Source organism: Streptococcus sp. 45, assembly GCF_900108865.1.
GTDB lineage: Bacteria > Bacillota > Bacilli > Lactobacillales > Streptococcaceae > Streptococcus > Streptococcus ruminicola.
In genome coordinates this window covers 629,590-642,663 of record NZ_FNXZ01000001.1, presented here as the reverse complement: position 1 = coordinate 642,663, position 13,074 = coordinate 629,590, and the positions used below count along the sequence as shown (strand labels likewise).

The following is a 13,074-nucleotide window of genomic DNA, read 5'->3' as shown; positions in this document are numbered from 1 at the left end:
TATGGCATTAGAATTAGTTACTCCATTTACCAAAGTGGAACTGGAGAAAAAAGAAAAAGATAAAAATCGTAAGCAAATTGGTATTTTGGGCGGCAATTTTAACCCTGTCCACAATGCTCATCTCGTGGTTGCTGACCAAGTCCGCCAACAATTGTGTTTGGACAAAGTTCTTCTTATGCCCGAATATGAGCCACCACATCTTGATAAAAAAGAAACGATTGATGAAAAACACCGCTTGAAAATGCTTGAGCTAGCCATTGAAGGTGTTGAAGGTCTGGATATTGAAACAATCGAATTAGAGCGTAAGGGTATCAGCTATACTTACGATACCATGAAACTTTTAATCGAAAAAAATCCAGACGTGGATTACTATTTCATTATCGGTGCTGATATGGTTGATTACCTTCCAAAATGGTACAAAATTGATGAATTAATCAAAATGGTTCAATTCGTTGGTGTGCAACGTCCTAAATACAAGGCAGGAACATCTTATCCTGTCATTTGGGTAGATGTGCCAATGATGGATATTTCATCAAGCTTGATTCGTCATCACTTTGAAACTGGTTGTCGTCCAAACTTCTTATTACCAGAAGCTGTTATCGACTACATTGAGAAAGAAGGTCTTTACCGTGACCTATGAGACTTACACAGCGGGAATCGAACGTGCTGAGCTTTTAGAAAAAGTTGCTGCGGCAATGAGCGAGAAACGCTTTAAACACGTTCTTGGTGTGGAAAAATCAGCGATTGAACTAGCCGAGCGTTATGGTTATGACACCGAAAAAGCTGGACTTGCTGGTTTGATTCATGATTACGCCAAAGAGCTTTCTGACCAAGAATTTTTAGACTTGATTGATAAGTACAAGCTTGACCCAGAACTCAAAAAATGGGGCAACAATGTCTGGCATGGCATGGTTGGTATTTACAAGATTCAAGAAGACTTGGGTGTGACAGATAAGGAAATCTTGCGTAGCATTGAGACGCACACTGTTGGCTCTGGAGCTATGTCACTACTTGATAAGATTATCTATGTTGCTGACTATATCGAGCCAGGTCGCCGTTTCCCATTGGTGGAAGAAGCGCGTGTGATTGCCAAAGAATCGCTTGACAAAGCTGTCGCTTACGAAACAGTTCACACCGTCGAGCACCTAGCCCACCAAGCCTTCCCAATTTTCCCACAAACCATTGAGACTTATAATGCTTATGTGGGGTATATGAGGTCTGATAAATGAAAACTGCTTTGCTAGTCGTAGATATTCAAAATGATTTGATTGAAAATGTACCTTATCAAATGCAGGAGTGCCTGTCTATTTGGCAGCAATTAATAACAAGTTGTCGTGAAAAAGGTGTTGAAGTCATCTATGTTCGACATCATGACGAAGAATTAGTTTTTGGTAGTCATGGATGGAAAATCTACGACGGTGTTGCTCTGAAAGCAGGAGAAAAAATCTTTGACAAGCAATATAATAGTGCTTTTAAAGAAACCTCACTACAAGAATATCTGGCTAGCCAAGCGTTTAGTCATTTAGTGATTATCGGAATGGCAACTGATTACTGTATTGATACGACTGTTAAGGTGGCGTTTGAACTAGGGTATCAAGTGACTATTCCAAAGAATGGAACGACTACTTTTGATAGTGATTTCCTGACAGCAAAGCAACTACAAAAACATTACGAAGCTATTTGGCATAATCGATTTGCCAAGGTAAAGACGATAGAAGAAATATTGAAAGAGGATTTATATTGACTAAAGAAGAACTTTTAGCTGTTGTTGTGAAAGCAGCTGATGAGAAACGTGCAGAAGATATGGTCGTTTTGGACCTTTACGGATTGACTAGTGTGACTGACTATTTTGTGGTCGTTAGCGCTATGAACACTCGTCAATTGGATGCTATTGCAGAAAATATCCGTGAAAAAGTTAAAGAAGCAGGTGGAGATGCTAGTCACGCTGAAGGTGATAGCCGTACTGGTTGGGTACTACTTGACCTTAACGACGTTGTTGTTCACATCTTCTCAGAAGACGAACGTGAACACTACAACATCGAAAAATTGTGGCACGAAGCACCTATGGTCGATGTGTCAGAATACCTTGCTTAATGATAATCTTACCTTGCCTTGCCATTTGGCAAGGTTTTTGAAACTTGAAGAGAAACGAAAATGAACAAAAACTACGAAAAATTTGCAGCGGTTTATGATGCTATCATGGACGACAGCCTTTATGACAAATGGACAGACTTTTCGCTCCGCCATTTTCCAAAAGATAAGAAAAAACTCTTGGAGTTAGCCTGTGGAACTGGGATTCAGTCAGTCCGCTTTTCTAAAGCTGGCTTTGACGTGACTGGGCTAGATTTGAGTGAAGATATGCTTGAAATCGCAAGAAAACGTGCAAAAGCTGCTGGTGAAGATATCGAGTTCAAGCAAGGCAACATGCTTGATTTGTCGCAAGCTGGCAAATACGATTTGGTGACATGCTACTCAGATTCTATCTGCTATATGGCTGATGAAGTTGAAGTCGGTGACGTCTTTAAGCAGGTTTATGACAGCTTAAACGACGGCGGAGTCTTCATCTTTGACGTGCACTCAACTTATAAGACTGATACTGTCTTTCCTGGCTACTCTTACCACGAAAATGCTGAAGAATTTGCCATGGTCTGGGATACTTACGCGGATGAAGCGCCTCACTCAGTTGTCCACGAATTGACTTTCTTCTTGCAAGACGAAGATGGACGCTTCACACGTTACGACGAAGTCCATGAAGAACGCACATACGAAGTCTTGACTTACGACATCCTCTTGGAACAAGCAGGCTTCAAATCATTTAAACTCTACGCTGATTTCGAAGACAAAAAGCCACGCAAAAAATCAGAACGCTGGTTCTTTGTGTGCCAGAAGTAGGAGAGAAGATTCTCTAAGGAGCACATCATGACTATCACTGGTATCGTTGCTGAATTTAATCCTTTTCATAATGGGCATCGTTATTTGTTGTCGCAGGCTGAAGGGGTCAAGATTGTTGCCATGTCTGGGAATTTTGTGCAGCGTGGTGAACCTGCGGTTGTGGACAAGTGGACGCGTGCGGAAATGGCGCTGAAATGTGGGGCTGATTTGGTGGTTGAGTTGCCATTTTTGGTTGCTGTTCAGTCAGCTGACTACTTTGCTCAAGGTGCGGTGGACATTTTAGAGCGTCTTGGTGTGGATAAGTTGGCGTTTGGCACGGAAGAAAATCTGGATTATCAACACTTTTCACAGATTTATGCGGATAATCAACAGAAAATGGTGGATTACTTGCAAAGTTTGCCAGATAATTTGTCTTATCCACAGAAAACGCAGAAAATGTGGGAGACTTTTGCTGGTGTTAAGTTCACAGGTGATACGCCAAACCACATTTTAGGGCTTTCTTATGCTAAAGCTTGTGCTGGGAAGGCGATTAAGCTCAGTCCTATCAAGCGTCAGGGAGCTGGTTATCATTCGCTAGACACCGATGTGGCTTTTGCTTCCGCGACAAATTTGCGTATGCACAGGCAAGACAAGGATTTTGTGGACAAATTCATGCCAGAAGCTGACCTTTTCCTAAGTGCTCCACAGGTGACTTGGGACAATTATTTTCAATTGCTCAAGTACCAAATCTTGACAAATCCTGATTTGACGGGGATTTTCCAAGTAAATGAAGAACTTGCCAGTCGTATCCGCTCTGCTATTAGGAGCGTAGCGACTGTGGATGAATTGGTGGATAAAGTCGCCACGAAACGCTATACGAAAGCCCGTGTGCGCCGCATTTTGGCATATATCTTGGTTGGAGCTGTGGAAAAACCACTGCCAGAGGCGGTACATGTGCTGGGATTCACTGAAAAAGGGCAAAAACACCTGAAAACGGTGAAAAAGTCTGTGGATATCGTTGCTCGAATCGGTGCCAAACCGTGGGATGCGGTGACCCAGCAAGCTGACCAAGTCTATCAGCTAGGTAATCCACACCTTCAAGAACAAATTTGGGGAAAAGTCCCGATTAGAATCACAAAATAAGCATTTTTCTCTTGACTCTAACGTAACGTTATAGCCTATACTTGTCATCAAGAGGAGGTAACTCATGAAAACTGTAAAAGAGATGAGTCAGATATCAGGTATTAGTGTGCGGACTTTGCACTACTATGACCATATTGGTCTTTTAAAACCATCCTTTATCGGAGAAAATGGCTATCGCTTTTATGATATGGATGCATTTGAACGCTTGCAAGAAATTCTTCTGTTTCGTGAGCTAGAATTTCCTCTTAAAAAAATAAAGGAAATCCTGTCGGATCCAAGCTATGACAAAAAAGAAGCTTTACGTGAGCAGATAAAGTGGCTTGAATTAAAAAAAGACCATTTGGAAAAAGTTATTTGTCATGCCAAGTCCTTGCAGGAAAATGGAGAAAATATGATGACATTTAGAGCCTATGACAAGACAGATTTAGAAGCTTTCCAAAAAGAAGCTAAAGAACGCTGGGGAAAGACAGAAGCCTACCAAGCTTTTGAAAAAAGTTCACAAGCTGATTTTTCGGTTATTACAGAAGAAATGGCAGCAATCATGAAAGACTTTGCAGCACTAAAAGAGCTTTCTCTTTCTGATAACAAAGTTCAAAAACAAGTTGAAACCTTACAAACTTACATTAGCGAGAAATTTTACCCGTGTGATTTAAATGTGCTGTCTGGTCTAGGACAGATGTATGTCGCTGATAATCGTTTCACAACTTTTATCGACAAAGCGGCAGGTCAAGGAACAGCTAGTTTTGTTAGTTCTGCTATTGCAGAATATGTCCAAAATAGATAATTTTAAAACCAAGCTTTGAGAAAATCTGCGATTAGAACCAAAAAAGCGCTTACATAAATAAACTAAAAACTGGGCTTTTGTTGAGCTCAGTTTTCGCTTTTAATTTTTAGGAACATTTTACACAGCCCTGTCAAAGTGCTATAATAAAAAGGATTACGAATTTAGCTTTGCTAATTCAGTAGTTCAATGATTTGGCTATTTTATTGGTCAAATCACTTAATCATGCTAAAATAAATAATAATCTTTACAAAGGAGACTACCCATGGGACGTAAGTGGGCCAATATTGTTGCCAAAAAAACTGCCAAAGATGGTGCTAACTCAAAAGTTTACGCTAAATTTGGTGTTGAAATCTATGTAGCTGCTAAAAAAGGTGAACCAGATCCAGAATCAAACTCAGCTCTTAAATTCGTACTTGAACGTGCAAAACAAGCACAAGTTCCAAAACACGTTATCGACCGCGCAATCGATAAAGCAAAAGGTAATACAGACGAAACTTTCGTTGAAGGTCGTTACGAAGGATTTGGACCAAACGGTTCAATGATCATCGTTGATACTTTGACAAGTAACGTTAACCGTACTGCTGCTAACTTGCGTACTGCATTTGGTAAAAACGGTGGTAACATGGGAGCATCTGGTTCAGTTTCTTACATGTTCGACAAAAAAGGTGTTATTGTATTTGACGGTGACGATGCAGATAGCATTTTTGAACAATTGCTAGAAGCTGATGTTGATGTTGAAGATGTTGAAGCAGAAGATGGTGTAGTAACTGTCTACACAGCCCCAACTGACCTTCACAAAGGTATCGAAGCTTTGCGTGCTAACGGCATCGAAGAATTCAAAGTTACTGAACTTGAAATGATTCCTCAATCAGAAGTAACTCTTGAAGGTGAAGACCTTGAAACATTTGAAAAACTTGTTGACGCTCTTGAAGATGACGAAGACGTTCAAAAAGTTTACCACAACGTATCTGATTTCTAATCTGATAGTATAAAAAAAGAGGACATTCAGTCGAAAGACTGGGTGTCTTTTTTTGGTTATAGCTAAAGCCTATCTCCCTGATAAAAAATAACTATTGGTAATCTTTGAGTATTTGGTTTACAATATTTCTAACTTAGAAAATGGCTTCTTATAATTGATAGAAAGTGGGGTGCTTGTATGGAGAAAGTTATTGTTGGCATTTCGGGAAATATCAAAGAATTTCCAGCACGGTCTGGTTTGCCATATGATATGGTGTCAAGACGTTTATCTGACGGGGTCAAGGAAGCTGGGGGACTTCCGATTGTTATTCCTGTTGCTAGTCCAGACTTGGCTAAAGATTACATCGACATGATTGATAAATTAATCCTCTCAGGCGGCCAAAACGTGACTCCTGAGTTTTATGGTGAAAGAAAATCAATTGACAGTGATGATTATAGCTTGGAACGTGATGAATTTGAATTGGCTTTGATTAAAGAAGCTTTGAAGCAAAAGAAACCGATTTTTGCAGTTTGCCGCGGTATGCAATTGCTTAATGTTGCTTTGGGTGGAACCTTGAACCAAAAGGTTGAACACCACTGGCAAAAAGAGTTTTCAGGGACATCACAAGAAGTGGAGATTCTACCAAATAGCCGCGTTAGTAAGCTAGTTGCTAATGGTGCTTGGGTTAATTCTTTCCACCAACAAAGTGTGAAAGAGTTGGCACCGAGCTTGGTTGCGACAGCGCGTGACCCACGTGACGGCACAATTGAAGCTTATGAAAGTAAGGATGGAACGCCCATTTTAGGCTTTCAATGGCATCCAGAATTACTGTTAGAAAAAGCAGAAAGCCGGAAGATTTTTGACTATTTAGTACAGCAACTGTAGTTTTAGTGGAGTTTGAGGTATGAAAATGAAAAAAAGTTTATTAGGATTAACTATTTTATTAAGTGCAGGACTGACAGTTCATGTTGAGGCAGATGATCAGAAAGCTGTCGTTGCCACAGCAGGGGATATCAAACCTTTTTCTTATCAAAATACTAAAGGTCAACTGACTGGCTATGATATTCAAGTGATTAAATCAGCTAGTAAATACATTGACGGTTATGAGTTTACTTTTAAAAAGACAGCTTGGGATTCTATTTTTGTCGGGCTCGATAGTGAAATTTACCAAGTGGCTGCCAATAATCTATCTTACACGAAAGAACGTGCAAGCAAATATCTTTATTCTGTGCCAATTGCCAAAAATCCGCTGGTGCTAGTCACTAAGGATGGTTCTGACATTAAGTCACTTGATGATATTGCTGGTAAGGTTACCCAAGATGATACGGGAACATCAACAGCAAAATTTGTCGATGATTGGAATAAGAAGCACAGTAATTCACCGTCAAAAATTGAATATTCTGGCGAAGACGTGACAAAGCGTTTGCTTGATTTGGACAGCGGCGAATTTGATTATTTAATCTTTGATAAAATTTCCGTTGAGACGATTATCAAGCAAAAGGAACTCGACTTGACTGTTACTGATTTAAAAACAGATGATAATCCAAATAATTATATTATTTTCTCAAGTGACAGCAAGAAGTTGAAGTTAAAATTTGATAAAGCAGTGAAAAAACTTTATGATAAGGGTGTCTTAGAGACGTTAAGTCAAAAATATTTAGGTGGTAGTTACTTACCAGATAAGCAAGCGATAGAGGAGTCAAAATGACATCAGATTTTTATGCTAAATTAGCAGAGATTCGTCATCATATTCATGCGCATCCTGAGGTTTCGGAGAATGAATTTGAGACGACAGCCTTTTTGAAAGAATACATTTCAAATTTAGGGATTCGTATTCTTGAAACAGATTTACCAACGGGTTTTATTGCCGAAATTGGGCATGGTAAGCCCGTTATTGCTTTGCGTGCAGATATTGATGCTCTACCAATCAAGGAGCGAAATACCTTTGATTATGCCAGCCAGAACGGCGCTATGCACGCCTGTGGACATGATTTCCACCAGACTAGTCTTTTAGGTGCTGCTGAGATTTTAAAAGCAAAAGAAGAGCAGCTAAAAGGAACTGTGCGCTTGATTTTTCAGCCAGCTGAAGAAGTGTCGGTTGGTGCCTATCAAGTGATTGAAGCTGGCGGTCTTAAGGATGTTTCAGCTATTATTGGTTATCATAATTATCCTCATCTTAAGTCTGGGCAAATCGGACTTCGCTCAAAAGCTATCATGGCAGCGGTCGATAAGTTTAAAGTCACTGTTAGTGGTGTGAGCGGGCATGCTGCGCGTCCAGATTTTGGGACAGATACGGTCTTAGCCATTACAACTATTGTCAATAATCTTCAGGCGATTGTCAGCCGTACGGTATCGCCTTTTGAGCCTGCAGTCTTGTCAGTGACACACATTGATGTGGGCAGCGCGTGGAATGTCATGCCAGAATCAGGTTATTTTGAAGGGACAATGCGCTCATTTTCTGCGGAGACACGTCAGCATTTGCGTGAGTCATTTACTAAAATTATCGAAAATACAGCTGACCAATTTGCGGCTCAAGTATCGATTGAATGGGGCAAAACGCCGACATTAACTTTTAATGATGAAGAGTTAACCCCCTTAATTGCTAAAAATTCTGAGCGATTTGCCAAGGTTTTAGAAGTTGAACCTCTGACCATTGGTGAGGACTTTGCGGCTTATCAAGAGAAGATTCCAGGTGTTTTTGCTTTGATTGGAAGTAATGGCGATGAAAATGCGGCAGGGCTTCATCAAGATACTTTTACGGTCAAAGACGAAGCACTCAAAACAGCCGTGCAGTATTTTGTTGAGAATGCTCTTTATTTGCTAGATTATTTTGCAAAGGGAAAAGACTAGCTGGGTGATAAGATTTCTTTATCGCGGTGATAGAATTTAAGTATTTGTTAAGAAGTCGCTTGGATGTTAAGATGTAAGCAACTCTTAAAGAAGGTAGGAAACGATATGACGATTATGAAAAAAATGCTAGGAATAACAGGACTAGCTCTCGTCTCAGCAACGCTTCTTGCAGCTTGCTCATCAAAGTCATCATCAGATGCATCATCTGATAAGAAAGAGCTGACTTTTGCGACAGTTGGAACGACAGCACCTTTCTCTTACGAAGAATCAGGTAAACTAACTGGTTATGATATCGAGGTGGCAAAAGCTGTCTTCAAAGATTCTGATAAGTACAAAGTGACTTTCAAGAAGACAGAGTGGTCATCTATTTTCACAGGACTTGATTCTGGGAAATATCAGCTTGGCGGCAACAATATCAGTTATACCAAAGAACGTTCAGCAAAATACCTTTATTCTTATCCAATCGGGTCAACACCATCAGTTTTGGTAGTGCCAAAAGACTCAGATATTGCTTCATACGATGATATTGCAGGACATTCAACACAAGTGGTTCAAGGAACAACAACAGCAGCACAGCTTGAAAAATTTAACACTGAAAATAGCAGCAAACCTGTTGACCTCAACTACACTAACGAAAACATTACTCAAGTTTTGACAAATCTGAATGATGGTAAGTTTGATTTCAAGATTTTTGATGCTCCTACGGTAAATACCATTATTAAAAATCAAAAATTGAATAATTTGAAAACTATCGAGTTGAAATCTGATGAACAACCATTCATTTATTTCATTCTGGGACAAGATCAAAAAGACTTGCAAAGCTTTGTTAATAAGCGTTTGAAGACCTTGCAAAAGGATGGCACTTTGTCAGACTTGGCACAGAAATATCTTGGCGGAGATTATGTCCCAAACGCGAAAGACTTGACGGTTCCATCAGAAAAATAATTTAGTTATAGTTTAAAACTATAACTAAACCTTGATTTTAACAATTTGAAACCTATAACTAATTAGGTTAGAATGAAATCACGAGTTAAAGGAGAGAGGAAATAGATATGAAATTAAAAAAATTACTTGGATTGGCTAGCGTAGCTCTTGCCTCAACACTTTTATTGGCAGCATGTGGTGGTTCAAAATCAGCTTCAAATGATTCAAAACTTAAAGTTGGTATCATGACTTTGGATGATGCAACTGAACCACTTTGGGATAAAGTCAAAGAATTGGCTAAAGACAAAGGCGTGGAAATCGAATTGGTTGAGTTCACTGATTACAACCAACCAAACGAAGCTCTTCAAAATGGTGAAGTTGACGTCAATGCCTTCCAACACAAATATTTTTTGAACAACTGGAACTCTGAAAACAAAGGAACTTTGGTAGAAGCCGCTGACACACTTCTTAGCCCAATCCGTATCTTCTCAGGTACAGAAAATGGCAAAGCTAAATACACTGATGTCAAAGACATTCCTAACAAAGCAACTATCTCAGTTCCAAATGATGCTTCAAACGAAAGCCGTGCTCTTTACCTTCTTCAATCAGCAGGTTTGATTAAATTGGACGTTAATGGTGACGAACTTGCAACAATCAAAAACATTTCATCAAATCCTAAAGATTTAGATATCAAAGAAGTTGATGCTGCACAAACGGCTTCAACATTGTCATCAGTCGATGCCGCTATCGTTAACAACTCTTACGCTCAAGCAGCAAAAGTTGATTACAAAACAACACTTTACAAAGAAGCAGTTGACAAAAACTCAGATCAATGGGTCAACGTTATTGCAGCTCAAAAAGATTGGAAGAAATCTGACAAAGCTAAAGCTATCAAGACTTTGATTTCAGTTTACCAAACTGACGAAGTTGGTAAAGTCATCCAAGATGCTTCAAATAACGTTGATATCCCAGCATGGAAGGGTGCAAAAGTTTCTTCTAAAGACTAAAGGATTTTATTGAAGATTTAGAGTTGGCGTGTGTGAAACACGCCATTCTCTATTTTTAAAAACAACAGAATATGGTAGAATATGATGTTGGAAAGTTTTGAAAATTGTTTTAAAATGATAGAATTGATAAAACAATAAGTGAGTAAATCTTGAGGAGTTGAGTAAGAGTTATGACAAAACCGATTATTAATTTAGAGCATATCGATATTACTTTTCGCCAGAAAAAACGTGTGATTGAAGCGGTAAAAGATGTTTCAATTGCGATTAATAAAGGCGATATTTATGGAATTGTTGGGTATTCTGGTGCCGGAAAATCAACTTTGGTACGTACGATTAATTTGTTACAAGCCCCAACAGCAGGAAAAATCACAATTGGTGATGATGTGACATTTGCGGATGGAAAAGTTCAATTAAAAGGAGCTGCCCTTCGTCAAAAACGTCAAAAAATTGGGATGATTTTCCAACACTTTAATTTGATGGCACAAAAAACAGCGCGCCAAAATGTAGCATTTGCTCTTCGTCATTCAAAATTAAGCAAAGAAGAAAAAGATCAAAAAGTTGCTGAATTGTTGGAATTGGTAGGTCTAGCTGATCGAGCTGAAAACTATCCATCACAATTATCAGGTGGTCAAAAACAACGTGTGGCGATTGCGCGTGCGCTTGCTAATGACCCAGAAATTTTGATTTCTGATGAATCAACATCAGCTCTTGACCCAAAAACAACCAAACAAATTTTGGCACTATTGCAAGAATTGAACCAAAAACTTGGTTTGACAGTGGTTATGATTACTCACGAAATGCAAATTGTGAAAGACATCTGCCATCGTGTCGCTGTCATGCAAAATGGTCGCTTGATTGAAGAAGGATCAGTTCTAGACATCTTCTCAAATCCTAAAGAATCATTAACACAAGAATTTATTAAAACAGCAACTGGTATTGAAGATGCCTTGGTTAAAATTGAAAAACAAGCTATTGTACAAAATCTGCCAAAAGATGATTTGCTTGTTCAATTGAAGTACGCTGGAACATCAACTGATGAACCAATTCTTAATCAAATCTACAAACAATTCGAAGTTACAGCTAATATTCTTTACGGAAATATTGAAATTTTAGATGATACACCAGTTGGTGAGATGATTGTTGTCTTGTCTGGTGAAGCCTTTGCACTGGCGGGTGCGCAAGAAGCTATTGTTGCTGCTGGAATCGAATTAACAGTATTGAAACGAGGTGCCTAAATGATTGAATGGATTTCTACAAATATGCCTGATGTTTACCGCATTGGTTGGGAAGGGACAAATTCTTGGTCAGATGCCTTTTCAGCGACTATTTATATGACAGGTTGGTCTTTTGTCATTGGTGGTCTTTTAGGACTTGTTATGGGCTTGTTTTTGGTTCTAACAGGACCAAATGGTGTTTTGAGCAATCGTTTTGGTTTTAAAGTTTTGGATATTTTCACGTCAATTGTGCGTGCCATTCCATTTATTATCTTGCTTGCGATTTTAAAAGGTTTCACTTATGCTCTTGTTGGAACTAACCTTGGTAAAACAGCGGCTTTGATTCCACTGTCTGCGGCAACATTTGCCTTCTATGCTCGTCAAGTTCAAGTTGTCTTTTCTGAAATGGACAAGGGAGTTATCGAAGCGGCACAAGCTTCAGGTGCGACACTTTGGGATATTATCAAGATTTACCTTAGCGAAGGTTTGCCAGAATTGATTCGTGTGTCAACTGTGACTCTAATCTCACTCATCGGTGAAACAGCAATGGCTGGTGCCATCGGTGCTGGTGGTCTTGGTTATATTGCTATTTACTACGGATACAACCGTTCAGCAACGGATGTCACAATTATCGCGACACTATGTATTTTGGTTCTTGTCTTTATCATCCAATTTGTCGGTGATTTCTTAACTAAAAAACTTAGTCATAAATAAATCTAAAAAGAGGCTCACATTTGTGAGTCTCTTTTTAGATTAACTTTTTAAGGTTTTTCAGGGAGATTTTTGAAATCTATTTTTTCTAATTGCTGGTCCATATCCTCAATCAGGTTTGCTAGGTTAACGGCTTTTAGGGATGCTTGGAAAGTTTCCTGAATTTTGTTAATGCGTGGTTGAAGAACTGAATTAACCACACGACCAACAGGACAATTTGGATTGGTATCATCACTAGCTTTGAAAATCGGTTTATTCTTATCTTCAACAGCTTGGAAGATATCCCAGAGTGTTAGTTCTTCAGGTTTCTTTGTTAAATGAGCTCCGCCAACACCAGCTTCTACTTTGACTAAGTCAGCTTTTTGCAATTTTCCTAGTAAGTTACGCACAATAACAGGGTTAGTCTGGATACTTTTAGCTAGAAAAGTAGAAGTTACTTTTGCTTCATTTTCAAAATGATAAATGGCTAACAGAATATGAACGGAAGTTGCTAGTCGAGTTGAATAGGGCATTTTTTCTCCTTATGGGAATTTAGTTAAGCTCATTATAGCATATTTGAGTTGTCATTAAAAAAGTTACAACTTTTTGTTGTAACTCTTGACATTACATCGA

Annotated in this window: 16 protein-coding genes; 15 read left to right on the top strand and 1 reads right to left on the bottom strand. The window is 39.0% G+C overall.

Features of this window, described 5'->3' with window-relative positions; translation table 11 throughout:
• The first annotated feature begins 1 nt into the window (after nt 1).
• From BMX18_RS03145 to BMX18_RS03075, 15 genes are all read left to right on the top strand, one after another.
• Nucleotides 2–640, top strand: coding sequence for a nicotinate-nucleotide adenylyltransferase (locus tag BMX18_RS03145; protein WP_093815042.1), 639 nt, complete (start codon nt 2–4; stop codon nt 638–640).
• Nucleotides 630–1,229 carry a bis(5'-nucleosyl)-tetraphosphatase (symmetrical) YqeK gene (gene yqeK, locus BMX18_RS03140; RefSeq protein ID WP_093815040.1) on the top strand — a complete coding sequence of 200 codons (600 nt, stop codon included), beginning with the start codon at nt 630–632 and terminating at the stop codon, nt 1,227–1,229. The genes BMX18_RS03145 and yqeK overlap by 11 nt, the downstream gene beginning before the upstream one ends.
• Nucleotides 1,226–1,744, top strand: a complete 519-nt coding sequence (locus BMX18_RS03135) for a cysteine hydrolase family protein (protein WP_074564340.1) — start codon at nt 1,226–1,228, stop codon at nt 1,742–1,744. The genes yqeK and BMX18_RS03135 overlap by 4 nt, the downstream gene beginning before the upstream one ends.
• Nucleotides 1,741–2,094, top strand: a complete 354-nt coding sequence (gene rsfS / locus BMX18_RS03130) for a ribosome silencing factor (protein ID WP_013852201.1) — start codon at nt 1,741–1,743, stop codon at nt 2,092–2,094. The genes BMX18_RS03135 and rsfS overlap by 4 nt, the downstream gene beginning before the upstream one ends.
• Nucleotides 2,095–2,154: 60 nt before the next feature.
• The gene (locus tag BMX18_RS03125; RefSeq protein WP_074482499.1) at nt 2,155–2,892 is read left to right on the top strand and encodes a class I SAM-dependent DNA methyltransferase; all 738 of its coding nucleotides are present in this window, start codon (nt 2,155–2,157) and stop codon (nt 2,890–2,892) included.
• A 27-nt stretch (nt 2,893–2,919) separates the two neighbouring features.
• The gene (locus BMX18_RS03120) at nt 2,920–4,014 is read left to right on the top strand and encodes a nucleotidyltransferase (protein ID WP_093815038.1); all 1,095 of its coding nucleotides are present in this window, start codon (nt 2,920–2,922) and stop codon (nt 4,012–4,014) included.
• A 64-nt stretch (nt 4,015–4,078) separates the two neighbouring features.
• On the top strand, nt 4,079–4,798 hold the full coding sequence (locus BMX18_RS03115; protein WP_093815036.1) for a MerR family transcriptional regulator: 720 nt from the start codon (nt 4,079–4,081) through the stop codon (nt 4,796–4,798).
• Between the two features lie 262 nt (nt 4,799–5,060).
• The gene (locus BMX18_RS03110; RefSeq protein ID WP_024343611.1) at nt 5,061–5,777 is read left to right on the top strand and encodes a YebC/PmpR family DNA-binding transcriptional regulator; all 717 of its coding nucleotides are present in this window, start codon (nt 5,061–5,063) and stop codon (nt 5,775–5,777) included.
• A gap of 177 nt (nt 5,778–5,954) precedes the next feature.
• Entirely contained in the window at nt 5,955–6,641 is a 687-nt protein-coding gene (locus tag BMX18_RS03105; protein WP_093815034.1) for a gamma-glutamyl-gamma-aminobutyrate hydrolase family protein, read from the top strand.
• 25 nt (nt 6,642–6,666) lie between these two features.
• Nucleotides 6,667–7,464, top strand: a complete 798-nt coding sequence (locus BMX18_RS03100; RefSeq protein WP_093815158.1) for a transporter substrate-binding domain-containing protein — start codon at nt 6,667–6,669, stop codon at nt 7,462–7,464.
• Nucleotides 7,461–8,606: an amidohydrolase gene (locus BMX18_RS03095; protein WP_093815033.1), complete on the top strand. Its 1,146-nt coding sequence runs from the start codon at nt 7,461–7,463 to the stop codon at nt 8,604–8,606. Before BMX18_RS03100 ends, BMX18_RS03095 begins: the two co-directional genes overlap by 4 nt.
• Before the next feature lie 105 nt (nt 8,607–8,711).
• Entirely contained in the window at nt 8,712–9,551 is an 840-nt protein-coding gene (locus BMX18_RS03090) for an amino acid ABC transporter substrate-binding protein (protein WP_093815031.1), read from the top strand.
• Between the two features lie 107 nt (nt 9,552–9,658).
• On the top strand, nt 9,659–10,537 hold the full coding sequence (locus tag BMX18_RS03085) for a MetQ/NlpA family ABC transporter substrate-binding protein (protein WP_074564328.1): 879 nt from the start codon (nt 9,659–9,661) through the stop codon (nt 10,535–10,537).
• Nucleotides 10,538–10,707: 170 nt separating this feature from the next.
• Nucleotides 10,708–11,772 carry a methionine ABC transporter ATP-binding protein gene (locus BMX18_RS03080; RefSeq protein ID WP_093815029.1) on the top strand — a complete coding sequence of 355 codons (1,065 nt, stop codon included), beginning with the start codon at nt 10,708–10,710 and terminating at the stop codon, nt 11,770–11,772.
• Entirely contained in the window at nt 11,773–12,465 is a 693-nt protein-coding gene (locus BMX18_RS03075; RefSeq protein WP_074560827.1) for a methionine ABC transporter permease, read from the top strand.
• Between the two features lie 47 nt (nt 12,466–12,512).
• Here BMX18_RS03075 and BMX18_RS03070 read toward each other — a convergent pair whose 3' ends face one another.
• The gene (locus BMX18_RS03070; protein ID WP_074868393.1) at nt 12,513–12,974 is read right to left on the bottom strand and encodes an Rrf2 family transcriptional regulator; all 462 of its coding nucleotides are present in this window, start codon (nt 12,972–12,974) and stop codon (nt 12,513–12,515) included.
• Nucleotides 12,975–13,074: the final 100 nt, after the last annotated feature.